This window comes from Undibacterium sp. GW821-FHT11B02 (assembly GCF_058808955.1).
Map to the genome: position 1 here is coordinate 1 of NZ_JBXASD010000015.1, position 19462 is coordinate 19462.

The window sequence follows — 19462 nt, forward strand, 5'->3', positions numbered from 1 at the left end:
AGGCTGGACGCTGTCCAGTACGCCAAACCCAGTGGGTCCGCTGGACGGTTGAAATAAGCGATGTAAAGCTTTTGGATATCACTAGCTGCATTAGCCATTTAGAACTCCTAATTTATGATTTAAAAAGTGCGAAGCTTGCTTTTTAGGCACCTACTCGCGTTACGGCAAGCAGATAGTCGCAGATGCACCTTATCAAGGATGTGATGCAAATCACATTCTCAAAAAAAAGCAAGCCTTCACAACATTTGGCGCTCATCTTTCCCGGGTTTTCGATTTGTTCTGCAGAAACAGCTTTCAAATGGAAAATCCGGATGTGACTTTGCCAACCTATTATTATAAGGGGAGCTTTCCGGTAAACCCAAATGAATATTACATGACAGGAAATACGGAAATCATTTACCTCTTAGCGATGCCATATCAAAAGGGAAATCAGGATAAATCTGCATTTGGGGAAAACAAAAGAATAATTCGCATAGAGCAGGAATGACAATAAATGTCTATACAGCCATATATTTGGATTCCAACTCCCAACCACAAAGTATGCTAAGTATGAAATTTTATTAAGTATTACGTTACGTTTGCTCACAAATTTATTTACATGCAATTTGCACATCAGTATGTTTAAAATTGGCACCACAAAAAATCAGCCACTCCAATTCTCCAAAAGGACAATGATGATAATCTGCATAGATTGGTGCAAAAATACAACAAACCACATTCGCTGCATGACAGAAATCCATTGACACAAATAGAAAGGCCCCTTTGGAAGGGGCCTTTCTATTTGAGATCAAAGTGAGATCAAAGAATTTTATTTCTTATTCCAGTAGGTAACGCCGTAAGCATAACGATTGCCTGCATTGTCCAATCTTGAAGTAAATACATAAGCGGCAGTACCGCCCTTTTCTGCAGTTACCGCCCCATTGACCTGCATATTATTCGGATAGGTATTTTGATCGCCGCCAGATAACGTTCCATTGGCACCAACCACCCCCTGGGCTTGCAGCGCAAAACGCTCGCTGCCAGTCAACAAATCAAAACTGGTCGCAAAGCTGGACTTTGCAAAATCAAGCTGCAATTTTGCATTTTCCAGCTTGGCCGCTGCCTCAAACCCTTTTTGGTCAACAACAACAGCTTGGCTATCTTTCAAGGCAAAACCCATGCTACCCGTAGTCGGCACTTGCCATTCAGAACCCTTGGTAACCGAAACCTGGTATCTATTATTAAGACCAACTGTGGTAGCACCTTCTTTTTCAAGCTTGATGACATCGAATTGTGCGCCTTGACCAAGGACATCAATCCAGCGCCCCCACACAATGGTATTGGTCAATACTGTTCCAGATGTATTACCGCTACCGGTATTGGAGCCTGTATTGCCGCCAGCCGTGTTCCCAACGGCAACGGTCTGCTTGACGCCACCAGCCTTGCTTGGATCAAGATTAGGGTCAATCACTGCAGGCGACACCAAACTGCTGCTATTGCTGATCGCAGCCTTGGTCGCAGGTTCATCAGGGCGCGGTGGTGCTACCGCATCAGGTGCCAGGCCAGCAGCAGCCTGCAACAATTGCGGCTTATTTTGGCCTTTATTGATTTGAAGCAGCAAACCTTGCTGGCGTGCAAATAGTTCTGTTGCTGCGCCGCCTTCACAAGGTCCACGCCCTTGCGGAGAACAGGCCCCATCAAAGCCACTAACCACGACCCCCCCCTCAACAACAGCAACACGAGTGGTATCGGCAGTAGTAAATACGGTGAAGTCAGTACCACGCACCCCAATAGCAGCCACAGGGGTGTTAAAACGGAAATTCTGCCTTGCTAATTTAACAGCACTACCAGACACACTACGCGCCACACCATTCAGTAATTCTAGTTTGATGCTGGTATTTGCCGGGTCTTTTTTATCAACGTGATAAGTCACTATGCGTGCTTCACTATTGGGACGCACAATCAACAAACCATCATCTATGGTTTTCATATAAATATAGCTGTCAGCGCCAGTCTTGATATTGGAACCTTCTTGCACAGCGCTATCCAAAATGGCAGTTTTACCGTTGATTTCAACCTTGCCCCATATGGCAGTTACCTTCGCAGCTTCGCCAGCGAACGCCATTGCAGGAATCGCCAGCAGTAATGCCAGGCTCCATTTTGCCAACAAGCGCATCGCATTTACTGTGTTGCTTTTCATATTTAATCCTCACCTGCCCATGTTCCAGCAAAGTTCTTTCTCACCGGACACCCATTGTTCCGGTCAATATCGGCACTTATTTTGTTATTATCCACTGATATTCAAATATTATTGTGACGACGGTCACAATTTACGATTTCCAGCTACTATATCATTTTTCGGCTAAGCCATTGAAAATAGAAGGATTATTATAAAAATCCATATCCTGAAAGGGTCAGAAGGCCATGATTACAGATGAAAATGAGACGAGGCCGATTTATGATTGCCATTTTGCTTGTCTCTTTTCAGAGTAAATTTATTGCCTCGCACAAAAATGATGCGCAAAAATTAGCACAATTTAAACATTTCAGATTATTATGCAGCCGAATTAATTTTGATCGGCACAACAATCAAATGCCTCTTGCACAGTGAATAATTCAACGGCTCTTCTTACACTATCATGAGGCGCGCATATGAGTTTTTTTTGCGCATCCCGGCAAAAACCTATTTATGGTTGACGATTGCAGCAATGGCAGTCGGGTTGTGTGCCGTCAACCAGTGGTTGCCGGAGAGTCATCGCCTGTTCTCCGGCGATGAATGGCTACGGGATCACTTTGTTCGCCTCAGTGCAAAAGACTTGCCAGAAGAGCGGCTGGCACTGATTGATATTGATGACCATAGTATTGACGTTTTGGGAGCAGCACCTTGGCCGCGCACCCGTATAGCTGATCTGATAGAGAAACTGATCGTTGAATTTGATGTCCGTGGCGTTGCCCTGGATATCTACTTTGAAGAACAAAAGGACACCGTTGGCGACCAAAGGCTAGCCATGCTGGCAGCCCACGGACCGGTTGTACTGGCACAGGCCTTCGATTTCAGCAAGGATAAGCTTACGCCGGCACGCAATGGTCAGTTAATAGGTGGTAAACCACTGGCTGTCGCCAAACCAGGTGATCCTGCCAGGATGGCCCATGCAACGGGCTATATAGCCAATCATGAAGGACTGAACAAGGCACGATTTATCGGCAATATCGGCTTTGTGCCAGACAGAGATGGAACTTTACGGCGAATTCCGGCTCAGACTCGCTTCGGTGACAAAGTGTATGATGGATTGTCGCGTGTCCTGCTTGAATGTTGTTCGAAAATACGATCTGATCAGTTATTCAAGACGAAAAGCCGCTTTTCAGATGTAGATGAAAATGGTTTTTCCCGGGTAGAGTACAGCCGTACCTTGTCGTCATATGAAGTGGTTCCGGCCTTAAGCGTTTTACAGGACACAACGCCACTTGAATCTTTGCGCGGCAAATACATCATTATCGGCTCATCATCACTAAGCTTGGCAGATCGCATACCGACACCATTGCATCACTTAACCAGTGGTTTTTTGGTACATGCACAGGCTCTGACTACGCTGCTTGATGAACAGGAAGGACGCGAGTATGTAAAATGGCCAGGTGGCCTGATTGCCCTGCTGTTCAGCATGCTGACTGCGGGAATTGCTGTGTTCATGTTTCCGCGTTTTTCAGCATTATCGAATACTTTAATGCTGGGGGCAGCGTCAGCAATATGGATAGGGCTGGCTTATCTGGTGGTGGGGCATGACATGTGGTTTTCGCCTGTCGGTCCTTTGATGTCAAACTTTTTTTTGCTGGCGGTAGCGGTTCCATTTGGATGGCAGACAGCACAGCGTAAATCGCGTCGCTTACTAGGGACATTACAGCAATATGTGGCCAAAGCGGTAGTACAAGAGTTATTGCGTAGTGACTTGAAAGACCCACTGGCTCCACGCCAACTACATGTCACCACACTCATTGCTGATATGGAAGGCTACACCAGCCAGGTGGAAAACTTGCCTATGGAACAGGCAGCAAGTCTGACCCGCGAGTTTCTGGAGTGTCTGACAGCACCGGTACTGGCGAAGGGAGGCACACTGGACAAGTACACTGGCGATGGTCTGGTCGCCTTTTGGGGGGCACCCTTGCCAGTGGAAAATCACGCGGATCTGGCAGTGGATGCAGCGATCGAAATTGTCAGGAATGTCAGGGAATTGAGTGCCCAATATGAACAACAGGGGAGAAAAAAGATTAGAGTACGAATTGGCATAGAAAGCGGCATCGCCATCGCTGGAGATTTTGGAAGTTCATTCCGTAGCATCTACACTGCTGTCGGAGACAGCGTGAATACCGCGTCACGACTGGAAGATGCCGCACGTCACTACCCTCACGACATTATCATTGGCAAAGGCACGGTCGATGGTTCAACCAGGCACAGCTTCCAATCTTTGGGAGAGCGTCTGTTGAAAGGCAAGGAAAAACCAACTGCCATCTATACGGTAGAGGTTTCTGCATGAGGGGTTTCAAACTGCTGCACCAACTATCACTATGCATGTTGATCGCCCTGCTGACACAGCAAGTAGCACTTGCCGACGACGGTACAGAAAATGATACGCTTTATATTGAAGCGCTAAAAGCCATCAGTGAAAAACGGCATGATGACGCCAAAATCATGCTCAGCAAACTGATAGAAAAAATGCCACAGCATGGGGGTGCACTACTGGACCTGGCAATGCTGCAATGCGAGCTTGGCAATAAGGAAGAAGCAGATCGTCTGTTTCAAACCATGAAAGCAAGCCTTCCTTTGTCTGACGAACAACTGCACAAGCTGGAATTGTTACAACCCAAGAATTGTATTCCACGCAGCCCAGCAAGAAAATTTGCCGTCGCGCTGGAAGTTGGCTATGACAGCAACGTCAATCAGGGTGCCAGCGATCCCAATTTTATTTTGGGCAGTGGTGCCCAGCAACTCGAATTACAACTGCTACCCGAATATCAGCCCAAGGCTGACCGCTTTGCCACAGTATCAGCCAACGCCTCGCAAGAATTCGGTAAAACAGGAACGGTAGGCTATACACAGCTGCGCTTGCGCAGTTATGAATCCCTGTCTGCATTCAATACAGCGTCTCTTGCACTAGGCTTGGAACAGCCGTGGAATTGGCACAATTATAATTTTCGTGCAACTGGCCTGATCAGCATGCTGACTCTGGGTGGCCAGTTGTATCAAAAACAGGACATTCTGCAGCTACGCCTGACGCCACCAACCCGTCAGTCCAGTCCCTGGCATTTCAGCACTATTGCCAGCTATAGTAATGTCCAGTATCCAACCTTGTCCAATTTTGATGCGCACACTTGGGAACTCCGCGGCCTGCTTTCCTATGAGACAGAAAAATTCTTGCTGCAAGGTGGATTGGCCTACCTTGCTGATCGTGCACATGCCGATCGTCAGGGGGGACATCGTCAGGGTTATTACGGGTTCCTGAATCTGAGAAGGCAGCTATCACAACGTTACGAACTTGAACTGGGCTGGAATCAACAGTTATGGCAAAGCCAAACCATCTATTCCCCGAATCTGATTGACGTTGCACGAAGCCAGGATACGCAAACCTTGAAAGCAGCACTTAGCTGGGTGATGACAGACCGGCAGACATTACAATTGGAATACAGGGCCACAAATAACAAAGAAAATATATCTATCCTTCAATACAATAGCAAAACTCTGCAATTGAGCTGGCAGTGGCAGAATTTTTAGCAAGGATGCAGCATAGATGGAGTTATCAGTTTTTACCAGCCAGGCTGTATTTTGGCTTTTTGCCTTGTCGGCAATGCTGGTGTGTTTAGGTAGTTTACTGCCAGCCAAATGGATGCCACCGATTAAACACGACAAATTTGCCCATTTTGTCGCATTTGGCGGCATGGTCCTGATTGCACGCATACTCGTGGCAAATTTACATGAATTGGCAGTATGGTCTGTCGGGTTACTGATCGCCGGATTTTGCATCGAGTTGTTGCAAGCGCTTGTCCCCGGTCGTAATTTTTGCTGGAAAGACCTGCTTGCCAATGCCGCCGGTATCACTTCCGGAATGCTGGTTTGTTTGCTACTGGAATACACTCTGGCAGCGAATTAAAACCGTGCGTCAGTCCAGATTTCTGTCGGAATCCCAGAAAATCGGCGAAAATAGGCGGAATAAAGACTGATTGCTTTAAAAAAGCAATCAATTCCGGCAGGGGAAAATGTTGCCCCGGGCAGACTTTGCAAACATGATTTGATATTGTGGATAATCATCACCATCTACATTATTCAAACATCATCACGTGATGCGCGGATGGCAAACAGCTGCTTGAAACGGACGGCAAAATCAGACCAGACCGTGGACCAGCCGCAATAATCGGATTAAGCAATGACAGTATCAAATAATGAAGTCGCTGTAATCAATAGCAAGGCCCCGGCTACGGAGCAAGCTGGTGCATTGCCCGGGCAATTACAGATCAAGATCCCGATACAGACCAAGGTCCAGGTCAAAGTCAATCAAATCACCGTCAACCTGCGGAATATTCCCCTGTTGATGGGTCTGAGTGATGAAGACATGGGCAAGGTCAAAGCTGACATGCGCGTCCGCCACTTTAACAAAAGGGACGTGGTATTGCAAAAAGGGGGCATCGGTGACAGCCTGCTGTTTTTGCTGTCCGGGCAGTTACAGGTTGTCGATGTTACGGAAGATGGTCGCGCCATCGGTCTGCGCATGCTAAAAGAAGGTGATTTTTTCGGTGAAATTGCCATCATCAACGGCACTGCCAGGTCAGCCTCCGTGGTCGCCTTGAGTAATGTGCTGGTGGGCTTTTTGCCCAGCGTTACTGCGCTGCACCTGTTTTCCCATTCGCCAGCCATGGCCAACATGATGCTGCGACATCTGGCAGAGAAAATCCAGCGCGATTCAGAATTCCGGGCACTGCTAAGTATCAGCAATACTTCGCGACGGATTTATGCCTTCATCGCCCTGTTCAAAAAGATCATGCCAGGCAATCTCGAAGTCATCGAAAACCTGCCTACCCATCAGGACATTGCGATGATGATCAATACCAGTCGCGAAACTGTCACCCGGGCGCTACTGCATCTGGCGCAGCAAGGTATCGTCGAAAAAGACCTGCACCGCCTCATCATCCGCAAGCCGGATGAACTGCAGAAACTGGCCCTGGGTGCTGGTCTTTGAAACCGTGCATCAGTTGCGCTAACAGTTACGCTAATCGCCTGACTGACGATGCTATTTAACTCATTTGGATTTTTGTTTGCCTTTTTGCCGGTCACACTGGCAATCTGGCTATTCCTGCGACAAAAGGCTGGCCTGCGCATCGCACTGGGTTGGTTGGTGATTGCCTCCCTGTTTTTTTATGCCGTCTGGGATGTCCGTTATTTAGCAGTACTACTAACCTCTATCAGCATCAATTTCTGGCTTGGGGGGCGCATCTTGCATGCCCGTCAGCAAGGTGCTGATAATCGTGCGGGTCTGTGGCTAAAGCTTGGCGTAGCATTCAATCTGTTGGTGCTCGGTGGTTTCAAATACACCTATTTTATTGCGACAAACCTGTTTGCCCTGTTTCAGGCGGCACCACCCTTCGACCCCATCGTCTTACCATTGGCCATTTCATTTGTGACCTTCCAGAAGATTGCCTATCTGGTTGATTGCCGGCGTGGGCAAGTGCAAAGACACGATGTGCTGGATTACATGTTTTTTGTTTCCTTCTTCCCGCAATTGATCGCCGGCCCCATCGTTCATCACAAACCGCTGATTGCGCAGGCCAATACTGACAATAACCCCCTGTTTTCACAAAAAGAGGCGCTGGTAAGCGGTTTTTGTTTTCTGGCACTGGGTTTGTTCAAAAAGACTATTTTGGCCGACAGTCTGGCACGCTATGCCAGCCCGGTATTTGAACTGGCCAAACAAACTGTTCCTAGCGGCGAAGCAGCCTGGCAAGCCATGCTGGCTTATACACTGCAATTGTATTTCGACTTTTCAGCCTACTCGGACATGGCCATCGGCCTGGCCCTGATGTTTGGCTTCAAATTACCGATGAATTTTTTTTCCCCCTATAAAGCGACCTCCATCATCGAATTCTGGCGCCGCTGGCACATGACGCTGTCGAGTTTTTTGCGTGACTATCTGTATATCCCGCTGGGCGGGAATCGTTATGGCGAATTCAAACGCTATCGCAATCTATGGTTGACGATGTTGCTGGCAGGCATCTGGCATGGTGCAGGCTGGAACTTCATGTTGTGGGGAGCATTGCATGGCAGCATGTTACTCATCAATCATTTCTGGCATCACTTGCTGAAAAGCAGACCCGTGCTGGCAAAAGCATGGCAAACCCTGCCCGCTTTCTTCATGATGATGCTGACATTTTTGCTGGTAGCATTTGCCTGGATATTGTTCAGGGCTACCGACATGAACAGTGCATTGCACATGTATGCCGCCCTGTTGCACCCATTTTCTGGCAACGCCATGCCTGCCCTGCCCTGGCATGCCCCGGCACAGCTTGCAGAAGGCTTGCTAAGCGCTTCTCCAGAACTGGCATGGGGTTGGATAGGCATAGGCTTACTGACCGTCTGGTGCCTGCCTAATTCAGTGCAACTACTGTCTTATGAAGCTGATGCCAATGTCCGCCTCAAGACCATCGCTTCAAAAATGCAAATCATACTGGGCATAGGCTGCGGCACTTGTTTCTGGCTGGCACTGAAATGGATGGCCGTGCGGCCTGCCACTGAATTTCTCTATTTCAATTTTTGAGGAAGTCAGAGCATGAAGAAATTCTGGATCAGCGTCGCAAGCATCTTACTGATGTGGTCGATTTTATGGATCATAGGCATTAAGCATCAATTAGGGTCAGGCACTGCAAGCTCACGCTGGGTATTTGATGCCTACCAGCACAAAATAAACGCAGCACAACAAGCCAGCGGGCCGCGCGTCTTGATCGTTGCCGGCTCGAACGCCTTGTTTGGTATCGATTCCGGCATGCTGGAACAAGACTGGAAGCGCCCGGTCATCAATCTTGGTGTCAATGCGGGGCTAGGCCTGCCCTATATACTGGACATGTCCAAACGGGTGGCCCGTCCAGGTGACGTTATTCTGATGCCCATGGAATATGCCTTGTACCTGGATGAAGGCAAGGCCAATTCCCAGATTATTGATTATGTGATGGCGCGCGACCTCGATTACTGGCGCAGTTTGGGCCGTGGTGGACAATTGAAATTTGCAGCAGGCCTGAGTGCCGAACGCTGGCTGAATGGCCTGCGCCATTTACCGGATACACCCGTCATCAGTGGCACTTACGGTGCCCACCACCTGGATGCACGTGGTGATCAAACCCATACCAGCCCTGCTGAACGTACACCCGGCGACATCGCTGCGGTCAAGTCAGTCAAAGCCTGGAATTACAGCCACAGGGCCAACACTGAAGCCGGTGGCTGGAACACTATCGCAGACTATGCACTATGGGCGAAAAATCAGCACATCTGTCTGATAGCCGTACCCACAGTTCTGCTACACCACGCAAAATACGACACCGACGCAGAAGACCAAATGTTTTACACACAATTGCCAGACCGTCTGAAGCAACTTGGTGTGGAGTTTCTGGGTAAACCACAAGACTTCATGTATCCGGCAAGCTGGTTTTTCGATACTGACCATCATTTGCAGGATTGGGCCAGAGCCAAACACACCGCACGCCTGATACAGCTATTACATACCAGGCCGCAAACTGCCTGCGGCCACTACTGACCGCAGGCACTGCAACATAGTTCAACTGGCCCTACAGCCTGCCAATTTCTATATCCAGCGTATTGGCTATACCGTCAATGATATTCAACAAGCGCTGTGACAAAGCTGGCCATTGGCGGCTTGCAGTCCACGCATGGGCCTGACGCGCCTTGTCCTGCATTGCTCCATCATCTTTCAGAATTGCCGCGATGCCGGCAGCCAAAGCTGCAGGGTCCGTGCCCGGCAAAACATGTACCGCGTCCTTGACATCATCAAAAATAGATAGCGGCGTTACTGCAACCGGGCGACCTGAAGCCAATCCCATACGAACTGCGGCACTGGATGACTCTTGTGTTTGCTGGTATGGATATACAATCAAATCAGCCTGCTGCAACCAGGCCTGGCTTTCTTCATCGGACAGATAATCTGACAGAAAACTGACGTGCTCCTGCAATTCCAGGTCAGCGATCAATTGCTGGCACGCCATCCATTCCTGCTGCGAAGAAAACACCGGATAAAGAGAGTTGATCAGTAATAAGTGATAAGGCTCGGTCCCTTGTCGCAATTTGGCAAATGCCTTGATCAGGGATTGCACACCCTTGTGTGGCAACAGAAAACCGTAAGACGCAATCACGACTTTATCTTGCAAGCGCGACATATCGACTGGAACTGCATCCTGTGCCCGCGTAGGCATCAAGCCCTGCGGAAAAAACAGAAGATTATCAGTCAGGCCGAACCCCTTGAGCCGGTTAAGATCATCAATTCCATGTACAAACAGGCGATCTGCCAGTTTCAATTCGCCAGCAATGGATGACAATGAAACCGGTCCATCGTCACGTTGCACATCTGCGGTAGAATGAAAAAACACATACACTGCAATTTTTGCAGCTTTCAGGCGGGTAATCAGCGATGCCAGCACCGGCAGCGAAAAGAAGCCAAAATTGTACTGAATGACAATGGCTTCCAGTTGCTGTTCCTGTATCGCCAGGTAGGCGTATTCCATACTTTCTTCCATACCTGCCTCCCAACAACGGATAACGTTGTCGGCGTCACGTGCTGTCCTTTCCGGAATATGGCTACTCAGAAAAACCAGTCTGTCGTGTGGAATACCATGGGTAAGAAATGAAGAATACGAGGCGATACCACAACGCGCATTCCAGCTACTGATCCAGCCTATGCGCAGTTCTTTACGCCATATCGGTTGCTGCTCAAGTGCAGCAATGGCCTGACTGGTTCTGGTGGCCACATCAGACCAGGCATAATTTTCAGAGATATGGCGATAAGCAAGCTCAGTTCGCAGTGCAATCAGTTCAGCCGGGCTCTCGTGTACCTCTTTCATCAATGCAGCCAGATGATCAACATCAGGGTCGACCCAAGCCGAATGCGCAGCACTGAAATGAGATGCCGATTTGGCATAGTGATAATCGCACAACCAGGCGTTGGAGTCATTGCAAAAATCCATTTGCCCACTCCATGCGGTGGTAATCACCGGTAATTTCAACAGCATGGCCTCGGCGACAGGTAAACCAAAACCCTCACCACGACTAGGAGCCAGCACTGCGTGACAGTACGTGTACAGACTGCGCATCTGCCCCTGTGTAAAATCATCCATGATAATTTGCACGTGAGGGAACAGCGCATCCGCAGCACGCAACGCAGCCAGTTGTTCAGACACGTCATTGTGCGGATTAGGGAAAGTCTTGATAATCAGGCTCACATCATCGGTCGCACGAAAAGCCTGACCATATGCTGCCAGCATGGCGTCCACACCCTTACGGGGGAAACACGAAGACACATGCAGGAACCGATAAGATTTTGATTCACTCAGCAAGGTTTGCGGAATCGCTTCCGGAGCGATTTTTATCAAGTGATCTACACCATTACCCACAGCGGCAATCGGCACCCTTACACCATTGTCACGCAACACTTTGCCAACAAAACGGGAGACCACCGTAATCAGATCCAGCTTGCGATTAAATTCATCCACAAATTGTGTGGGGAAACCCGTTTCTTCCCAGCCATATGAATGAACCACCCTGACCCTGGTCTGCATATCATCGAGTGTGGGTGGATAACAGTTCCTTAACACTACATCCGGCAGTGTGTTTGCCTGCTGACTGATTTCATGCATGGCGGCGACATCTGGATTGCTTCGCAAAAAATCGGCAGACGGCTCAAAATCGCCATATCCTTCGCGACTGCGCAGGCCAAATACATGATGTCTGCTGTCCTGACCAGCAAATGCCCGCGCCAATTCACGATTCACTATCGCCAGACTGTAACTGGAATCGAATGGTCCTTCCATTTGCCACAAAGCGGTCGGGTCCACAACAGGCTCCGTTTGAGGAAGCGGTATCTGTATTCCCAATGATTGCAAAAAGTTTTGCAAATCATGCTGGATGCTGCTACGACCAAATCGCTGTACGTTCTGCCTTTGCCTTGTAATGACCTGGCGGCGTAAAGCAGGTTCTGTCAACAGCATGTGTACATGTGCAGCACATTCTGCCGGACTGACATTCGCGTCCAGCAACATACCGGCGTCACCCATCGTGGCGGTGACGCCTTCGGTAGCGCGGGCAATCACTGGCACGTCGTGCAGCATGGACTCTATCAGTGGCATGCCGAAGCCTTCATGCTCACTCAAGCTGACATACACGTCTGCGCTGTGATACAAGGTCTGCAAATCGGCATCAGACACTTTTCCTGTCATCAGCACCTGCGCATCAGGTCCCAGTTGCTGTATGCGCTCTCGTACCTGCTGCTCATAAGGGAGACTGGTCACACCACCAGCTAATATCAGCCTTACTGGTTGCCGCGCGAAATGCCGCAACTCCTGAAACATATCGAGCAATTGCAACTGATGCTTGTGCTCACAAAGCCGGCCTACAAACAGGATATTATGCGCACCACGCAAACTGTTCATCAACTCTGTGTTGAGTGCCTGCTTGTGCCAGCGTGCCACATCAACCAGTAGAGGCAACGTGATGACACGTGGGTAATTGGCGTCGTGCAATTCGGCAGCATTCAAATCTGAATCACCAATCGCTGCTTCGAAATCAGGCATCCATGATGCCAGTTGCCGTCGCCCCAATTGACTGAGTTCAGGTAAGCCATTGTCTGGCAAAAACTGTGGTGGCGTAATATTATGATAGACCAGCACCTTACGTGCCTTGACGTCTTTCAACCAGGCGCAGTTTTCATAACCCAGACTGTGATGAACCAGTAATACATCACTATCGCCGAGTTTCAATTCACTCATGTGCCTGACCTGGTCGCGCACCTCATCCTGCACCAGGTCACAAAAAATATCTGAATCGAAACCCATTTCACGCAACAGGCTGCGGGTAAAAAACATGCCATTGCTAACGCCATCGCCCTCTCCACATGAAGGGCTGAATTGATGTATCTGCATCTTATTTACGACCTATCACTGCATAATCCTGGGCACCAAACAATTCCTTGTTGATCAGTGCTTCCACCTCTGTTCCACCGTGCAGCAAATGATCATCAGGATAAGGATGCAAGCGCAAAATCTCTGCATGCGCAAAGCCGCGTTGACGCGCCATGAATTCCGCGACCTGAGGAACTATCGGGTGCAAATGCGTTGGATCAAAATAGAAATTGCATGCGCCAACCTTCAGGTTTTCCGGATTCGGCGTTTCAAATATAATCGCGCCACCAGGGCACAAGGCATGACGGGCAGCATCAAACAAGGCAATCAATTGCTCAAACGGTAAATGCTCAATAATCTGGAAGCCGGTTACAGCGCCGATACTACCGGCCTCTTGTTCACGCAGATAGGCAATGGCATCGGCATGCCGCACCAAAAAGCCTTTGTCCAGGCAGGCGTTGACCATGGACACGTTCATGTCCACCCCCATCGCCGGAATATCATTCTCGTCCAGTAATTCCAGCCATTCGCCACGACCACAACCAACATCAATCACCATCTTGCGCTGATCTTTTGGCTGGCTTGTCAAATGTGACAAATACGGCAAATATACTTTCAGGCGTTCTTTGATATCTTCACGCGAACCGCGAAACAATGCCTCAAATTCCAGGTAAAACTGGTCCTGGTCGAAATCATGTGTTGCTTGCTGCAATGGACGCACTTCGATTGCAGGTGTGAGCAAATGCTCATTTGCGGCCGGTCCAGAAATAGCAGGTGTGACGGAATTGGAAGTTTTCTCATTTTGCAAACTGGTACGCATCATCAGATTAACGGACCGCAATTGTCGGGCAATTTGCAGCCGATCAAACTGCATCAGCCTGTTGCCTATGTCGAGTGCGTCATATTGGTCCATACGCATGGGCAATTTATGCGATTCCAGCTGTGCCAGCCTCATACTCTGTTCATGCAGTTGAGCTTGCATTACATCGATTTGCCTTTGCAAGCCTGTCAATGCTACCTCGGTTTGAAACCGGGTGCGTGGCAGGCGCAACAGGGCCTGACACCAGGCCAACGCGTATCCCAAACCTGGGATAGCGCGTAATTTTTGCCGCAAACCTGGCTGGGGGGGCGGTGTGACTGGCTGATTTTCTGGTATATCTTGTGGATTCAATCTTGTTTTCCTTGCATGTACCGGCTCCAGAGCTGGCTGATCTGACGGATGTGCCAAGGGCACGGGATTTCGTCTATTGATCAAAATCAGCTTGGCTTTTGCAGCCAGTTGCTGTGCTTCGGATTCGGTTTTATTCTGTATCGCCATATAATTCTTGGGTTTTATTCATAATTGGCGGCAAATTATCAGTTTTTAGACCGCGAAAAGGGGATGAAGTATAAATGATGATGTAAACTGCGACGAATTTATCGACATCAGCCTATTTATGTGAATGTGCTGTACCGGCACAAAAATACAATCTCTTGTTATTCGGCTATTGTTTAAGCCACAAATGCCCCAAGTTTAGCTTATTCGGCGTTTGCCCACATCTTCAGCACCACGAATGGGAAGCGTCGGCTTCGAATTGCAAAAGATTTATATTTTATAATTATCTGCCAAAAGGCACAGAACACAAGAAAGTTAACATGTTATTACAGCCTGTCATTCTCTCCGGGGGTTCCGGAACCCGGTTATGGCCGCTATCGCGTGAAAAGCACCCAAAACAGTTACTTGCCCTGATAGGTGAGGAAACCATGCTGCAGGCAACTGCCACACGTGTGCGCGATTTTAGCGGCAGTATTGGTGTTGCCCAAAGAATGATTGTGGTGTGCAATGAAGAATATCGCTTCATCACTGCAGAGCAGCTGCGTGTCGCCGGCTTCAACGACTGCACGCTGTTACTCGAACCCACTGGCCGCAATACGGCGCCAGCGTTAACACTGGCAGCGTTCTCTGCTATCGCGACCGACAGCGATGCCGTGTTACTGGTGATGCCCGCAGATCATGTCATCAATGATAATCCTGGTTTTCATCAGGCGATACAAAATGGCTTGCAGAAGGCGCTGGATGGTGCCATGGTGACATTTGGCATTGTGCCCGACCGCCCTGAAACTGGTTATGGCTATATCCAGACTGGTGAACTGATGGCAGGCACGCAGGTCCGTGAATTGCAGGCATTTGTCGAAAAACCGGTACTCGAAGTCGCCCAGCAGTATCTGGAAGGCGGACGCCATTTATGGAACAGCGGCATCTTCATGATGCGCGCCAGTACCTGGCTGAAGGCCATACAGCACTTCAACCCAGTTATGTATGCAGCGTGCCAGTCATCCATGCAAAAGGCCAGCCTGGATTGCGATTTTGTTCGTGTTGACAAAGAAGCTTTCCTGTCCTGCCCTGCTGACTCCATCGACTATGCGGTCATGGAAAAACTGGCACGGGATAAGGATTTGAATATCCCCGGTTACGTCGTACCGTTCAATGCAGGCTGGTCAGATGTAGGCGCATGGGACGCTGTATGGCAAGTATCTGACAAAGATGCGAACGGTAATACCGTGCATGGCGATGTATTACTGGAAGATTCCCGCAATTGCCTAGTCATCTCTGATAGCCGCCTGGTAGCCTGTCTGGGTCTGGAAGATGTGATCGTGGTAGAGACCCCTGACGCAGTGCTGGTCACCAACAAGGCCAATACTCAGAATATCAAGCGTGTAGTGACGAGATTGAAGGAAGAAAACTATACGCAGACAGACAATCACCGCAAAGTCTACCGGCCCTGGGGCCACTATGATTCCGTAGACAGCGGCGAACATTTCCAGGTGAAACGCATTGTGGTCAAGCCTGGTGGCCGTCTGTCCATGCAAATGCACAACCATCGCGCCGAACACTGGATCGTGGTCAGCGGTACCGCACTGGTGACACGCGGGGATGATGTCATGACTCTGGTGGCGAACCAATCTACCTATATTCCCCTGGGGGTCAAACATCGCCTGGAAAATCCGGGTGATACCGATCTGGAATTGATTGAAGTACAATCTGGCGCCTATCTGGGCGAAGACGACATCGTCCGTTTTGATGATATTTATGGTCGTGTCGCGGGTTAATTCCTGCTAAGGAAAGCAAAGTTTTGAAAGCTGTACTTATCTCACTGTGGCACTATCGCCACTTTATTCTGTCGTCCATCAAGGCCGAATTTTCGGGCCGGTTTGCGCGCAGCAAACTGGGGGCCTTGTGGATGATACTTAATCCACTGGCGCAGGCTACGATCTTTGCCATCGTGCTGTCCGAAGTACTGGCAGCCAAGATGCCAAATATCGACAACAAGTCTGCCTACGCCATTTATCTGATGGCGGGTATGTCTGCCTGGGGCCTGTTTTCGGAAATCATCACTCGCTGCACGACGGTCTTTATCGATTATTCGAACACATTGAAAAAAATCGCGTTTCCGCGTCTGTGCCTGCCGTTGATCGTTGGTGGCAGCGCCCTGCTCAATCATCTGCTGTTGCTGGCAGCGATTGCCGTGGTATTCCTGTTCTTTGGACATATGCCGACACTGGCCTGGCTGGCGCTGCCAGCAGGCATGCTGCTGATTGTGCTGTTTGCATTTGGTCTGGGGATTTTACTGGGCCTGCTGAATGTGTTTTCGCGCGATGTCGGCCAGGTGATGGGCATAGTCCTGCAATTATGGTTCTGGTTTACGCCTGTGGTCTACCTGAGCGACACCTTGCCCAAACGATTTGCGGTCATGTTGAGCCTGAATCCCATTACACCGCTGGTCAAGATTTATCAGAATGCCATGCTGTATGGCACTGCTCCGGCCTTGACTGATCTGTTCATTCCTTTCCTGGTGTCATCAGGTCTGTTTGTATTTTCTTTCTGGATTTTCCGGCGTGCCAGCGCAGATCTGGTGGATGCGCTATGAGTCAAATTGTATTGAGTGTCGAGGGTGTAGGAAAATGCTATGCCAAATTTGGCGGCCTGTTTTCACGACTAATGCACTGGGCAGGATTGCCAGTCAAACCCGCCTACGAATACTGGGCTAACCGTGATATCAGCTTCAATGTACCCGCTGGGCAAGCCGTTGCCATCATTGGCCAGAACGGTGCAGGTAAAAGTACACTGCTGAAAATGATCACCGGTACTGTTCGTCCTACCACTGGCCATATTGCGGTCAGCGGACGCATCAGCGCCATGCTGGAACTGGGGCTGGGCTTCAACCCTGAATTCTCTGGCCGGCAAAATGCCTATATGGCAGGCGGTCTGATGGGTCTTAGTGGCGAACAGTTGGATCAATTGATGCCAGGTATAGAAAGCTTCGCTGAAATCGGTGCTTTCTTCGACCAGCCGCTGCGCGTGTATTCCAGCGGCATGCAGGCACGTCTGGCGTTTGCAGTAGCGACTGCCGTACGCCCGGATGTCTTGATTGTTGATGAAATTCTGTCAGTTGGTGACAGCTATTTTCAACATCGCAGCTTTGACCGCATACGCCAGTTCAAGGAACAGGGTACCTCTATCATCCTGGTCACCCACGGCATGAGTGACGTGCGCAGTTTATGTGATCATGTCATCCTGATCGACAAAGGCTGCGTCATCAAGCAGGGAGCGCCCGATGAAGTCGTGGATTTTTACAATGCCATGATCGCGCGCAAAGAAAATGAAAAATTCGAAATTGAACAACACCGCAACGAGCAAGGCTGGCTGCAAACTCGTTCGGGAACCGGCCAGGCCACTGTCAGCAAACTGAGTCTGCGCGACCAGGATAGTGACCAGGTACTGGCTGCCGCGCAAGTGGGGCAAAAAGTAAAACTGGTAGCAGAAGTGCTGTTGCGTGCCGATATCCCGGAGCTGGTGCTGGGTCTGATGTTGCGTGACAAGCAGGGTAGTATCATCTGGGGCACCAACACTTGGCATACCGGTCAGGTGCAACATGGCTTACGCGCAGGAGATGCCCTGGAAATCGTACTGCCATTCGAATGTCCGTTGGGGCCAGGATCTTATTCAGTTACTACAGCGCTGACCAAGGCAGAAACCCATCTCGATGAAAACTATGAGTGGTCAGATAATCTGCTGGTGTTTGATGTCATCAATGTCGACCATCCGCAGTTCATAGGCAGCAACTGGTTGCGTGGTGAATTCCAGATCAATAAGCAAGAGGCGACAGAAGCGGTATCAGCGTTGGCAAGCAACTCATAGTCACCCCTTCGTGACGACTATTTGCGTTGGTGCTGGTCAATGACCTGTTGATAAAGGCGAGCATAATTGCTCGCCATTTTGTCAGCCGTAAACAGGTCCATATAGCGCTGCTGGGCGCGTTGCCCCATTTGCGCCGCTTCCTGCGGGTGGGCCAGCAAATATTCCATGGCTTGACGGAATGCAGCCGGATCACTGGGTGGTACCACCAGACCCGTTTGACCAGCCACATTGATATAAGTCGTGCCGGTACCAATCTCGCTGGAAATCATGGGCTTGCCAAACATCGCCCCTTCCAGCAGAGAAATACCAAATGCCTCTGAACGCAGATGAGATGGGAAAGCCAGGGCATAACACAGCGTCAGCAAGGCAACTTTGTCCGGTTCTGGCAAGGCACCCAGGAAATGCACATTCTTCAGATTCAGGCTCTCAGCCTGACGCTTCAATTCAATTTCTTCCGGACCGTCACCGACGATGACGATGGGAATGCCGGTACCCGCTGCCGCTTCCAGCAAGATATGCAAGCCCTTGTAGTAGCGCAGCATTCCCACAAACAGGAAAAATTTTTCACCTACTTTTTGACGCCAGTGCTCCAGCAACTCTGACGATGGGACTGGGTAAATATTCTTGTCCAGCCCATAAGTAATGACTTCGGTTTTATCCTTGTATAACTCCAGGGTTGGACTGGTGGCAAGATAATTGGGGGAGGTGGCAACAATACGGTCTACGTCACGCAAGAACTGGTGTTTGAGCGGCGCATACAATTTCAGTAGAAATTTCTGCCGGACAATATCCGAATGATAGGTCACCACACTGGGTTTTTTAATACGCCCAAGGAAATGAGCAATATCCATGAAAGGCCAGGGGAAGTGGTAATGCACCACATCTGCCTTGCCTGCCAGTTCAACAAAGCGCGACAGTGCAGACCAGGAAAAACCGGTAGAAGCAATTTCAAAATTCAGATGGGCACGATATACCTTGTGCCCCTCAAATTCGATCACAGGCCGCGTCGGATCACGTGTCAGTGTCAGTACTTCGTTTTCCACACCCAGGCGCGTCGTACCCACCGCCATCTGGCGTATGACTTGCTCGACACCGCCAAAGGTGTCAGGGTAATAAGTGCGGTAGAAGTGCAGAACTTTCACTTTGCCC

At 49.5% G+C, this 19462-nt stretch carries 14 protein-coding genes; 10 read left to right on the top strand and 4 right to left on the bottom strand.

Annotated features, from left to right (window positions below):
• Positions 1–298 precede the first annotated feature (298 nt).
• Entirely contained in the window at positions 299–487 is a 189-nt protein-coding gene (locus AC1RVX_RS25535) for a hypothetical protein (RefSeq protein WP_493219395.1), read from the top strand.
• Between the two features lie 321 nt (positions 488–808).
• On the opposite strand, the gene AC1RVX_RS25540 is transcribed toward AC1RVX_RS25535, so the two are convergent.
• Positions 809–2179 carry a FecR family protein gene (locus tag AC1RVX_RS25540; protein ID WP_493219396.1) on the bottom strand — a complete coding sequence of 457 codons (1371 nt, stop codon included), beginning with the start codon at positions 2177–2179 and terminating at the stop codon, positions 809–811.
• Between the two features lie 463 nt (positions 2180–2642).
• Here AC1RVX_RS25540 and AC1RVX_RS25545 point away from each other — a divergent pair, with 463 nt between their 5' ends.
• The 6 genes from AC1RVX_RS25545 to AC1RVX_RS25570 all read left to right on the top strand — a co-directional run bounded on the left by AC1RVX_RS25545 (position 2643) and on the right by AC1RVX_RS25570 (position 9764).
• Positions 2643–4508 carry a CHASE2 domain-containing protein gene (locus tag AC1RVX_RS25545; protein WP_493219397.1) on the top strand — a complete coding sequence of 622 codons (1866 nt, stop codon included), beginning with the start codon at positions 2643–2645 and terminating at the stop codon, positions 4506–4508.
• Positions 4505–5743: a tetratricopeptide repeat protein gene (locus AC1RVX_RS25550; protein WP_493219398.1), complete on the top strand. Its 1239-nt coding sequence runs from the start codon at positions 4505–4507 to the stop codon at positions 5741–5743. Before AC1RVX_RS25545 ends, AC1RVX_RS25550 begins: the two co-directional genes overlap by 4 nt.
• 16 nt (positions 5744–5759) lie before the next feature.
• Positions 5760–6119 (top strand): VanZ family protein, encoded by a 360-nt coding sequence (locus AC1RVX_RS25555; protein WP_493219399.1) that lies wholly within the window; start codon positions 5760–5762, stop codon positions 6117–6119.
• 273 nt (positions 6120–6392) lie between these two features.
• Positions 6393–7202: a Crp/Fnr family transcriptional regulator gene (locus AC1RVX_RS25560; RefSeq protein WP_493219400.1), complete on the top strand. Its 810-nt coding sequence runs from the start codon at positions 6393–6395 to the stop codon at positions 7200–7202.
• Between the two features lie 48 nt (positions 7203–7250).
• Entirely contained in the window at positions 7251–8774 is a 1524-nt protein-coding gene (locus AC1RVX_RS25565; RefSeq protein WP_493219401.1) for an MBOAT family O-acyltransferase, read from the top strand.
• Positions 8775–8786: 12 nt separating this feature from the next.
• Positions 8787–9764 carry a hypothetical protein gene (locus AC1RVX_RS25570; RefSeq protein WP_493219402.1) on the top strand — a complete coding sequence of 326 codons (978 nt, stop codon included), beginning with the start codon at positions 8787–8789 and terminating at the stop codon, positions 9762–9764.
• Between the two features lie 31 nt (positions 9765–9795).
• Here the strand turns inward: AC1RVX_RS25570 and AC1RVX_RS25575 are convergent, their stop codons facing one another.
• Positions 9796–13155: a glycosyltransferase gene (locus AC1RVX_RS25575; protein WP_493219403.1), complete on the bottom strand. Its 3360-nt coding sequence runs from the start codon at positions 13153–13155 to the stop codon at positions 9796–9798.
• A gap of 1 nt (position 13156) precedes the next feature.
• The gene (locus tag AC1RVX_RS25580; RefSeq protein ID WP_493219404.1) at positions 13157–14452 is read right to left on the bottom strand and encodes a class I SAM-dependent methyltransferase; all 1296 of its coding nucleotides are present in this window, start codon (positions 14450–14452) and stop codon (positions 13157–13159) included.
• Positions 14453–14769: 317 nt separating this feature from the next.
• Here AC1RVX_RS25580 and AC1RVX_RS25585 point away from each other — a divergent pair, with 317 nt between their 5' ends.
• The 3 genes from AC1RVX_RS25585 to AC1RVX_RS25595 are packed head-to-tail and all read left to right on the top strand — an operon-like array spanning position 14770 to position 18313.
• A complete protein-coding gene (locus AC1RVX_RS25585) occupies positions 14770–16224 on the top strand; it encodes a mannose-1-phosphate guanylyltransferase/mannose-6-phosphate isomerase (RefSeq protein ID WP_493219405.1) in 1455 nt (484 codons plus the stop codon).
• Positions 16225–16247: 23 nt separating this feature from the next.
• Entirely contained in the window at positions 16248–17042 is a 795-nt protein-coding gene (locus AC1RVX_RS25590; RefSeq protein ID WP_493219406.1) for an ABC transporter permease, read from the top strand.
• Positions 17039–18313, top strand: a complete 1275-nt coding sequence (locus AC1RVX_RS25595) for an ABC transporter ATP-binding protein (protein ID WP_493219407.1) — start codon at positions 17039–17041, stop codon at positions 18311–18313. Before AC1RVX_RS25590 ends, AC1RVX_RS25595 begins: the two co-directional genes overlap by 4 nt.
• Before the next feature lie 17 nt (positions 18314–18330).
• Here AC1RVX_RS25595 and AC1RVX_RS25600 read toward each other — a convergent pair whose 3' ends face one another.
• A complete protein-coding gene (locus AC1RVX_RS25600) occupies positions 18331–19455 on the bottom strand; it encodes a glycosyltransferase family 4 protein (protein ID WP_493219408.1) in 1125 nt (374 codons plus the stop codon).
• Positions 19456–19462 lie beyond the last annotated feature (7 nt).

What these genes read in the sequence shown, in the direction of transcription:
- AC1RVX_RS25580 (WP_493219404.1), bottom strand. Translation starts at nt 14,452, where the DNA reads ATGGCGATACAGAATAAAACCGAATCCGAAGCACAGCAACTGGCTGCA.
- AC1RVX_RS25575 (WP_493219403.1), bottom strand. Translation starts at nt 13,155, where the DNA reads ATGCAGATACATCAATTCAGCCCTTCATGTGGAGAGGGCGATGGCGTT.
- AC1RVX_RS25565 (WP_493219401.1), top strand. Translation starts at nt 7,251, where the DNA reads ATGCTATTTAACTCATTTGGATTTTTGTTTGCCTTTTTGCCGGTCACA.
- AC1RVX_RS25550 (WP_493219398.1), top strand. Translation starts at nt 4,505, where the DNA reads ATGAGGGGTTTCAAACTGCTGCACCAACTATCACTATGCATGTTGATC.
- AC1RVX_RS25595 (WP_493219407.1), top strand. Translation starts at nt 17,039, where the DNA reads ATGAGTCAAATTGTATTGAGTGTCGAGGGTGTAGGAAAATGCTATGCC.
- AC1RVX_RS25535 (WP_493219395.1), top strand. Translation starts at nt 299, where the DNA reads ATGGAAAATCCGGATGTGACTTTGCCAACCTATTATTATAAGGGGAGC.
- AC1RVX_RS25540 (WP_493219396.1), bottom strand. Translation starts at nt 2,179, where the DNA reads ATGAAAAGCAACACAGTAAATGCGATGCGCTTGTTGGCAAAATGGAGC.
- AC1RVX_RS25570 (WP_493219402.1), top strand. Translation starts at nt 8,787, where the DNA reads ATGAAGAAATTCTGGATCAGCGTCGCAAGCATCTTACTGATGTGGTCG.
- AC1RVX_RS25560 (WP_493219400.1), top strand. Translation starts at nt 6,393, where the DNA reads ATGACAGTATCAAATAATGAAGTCGCTGTAATCAATAGCAAGGCCCCG.
- AC1RVX_RS25555 (WP_493219399.1), top strand. Translation starts at nt 5,760, where the DNA reads ATGGAGTTATCAGTTTTTACCAGCCAGGCTGTATTTTGGCTTTTTGCC.
- AC1RVX_RS25585 (WP_493219405.1), top strand. Translation starts at nt 14,770, where the DNA reads ATGTTATTACAGCCTGTCATTCTCTCCGGGGGTTCCGGAACCCGGTTA.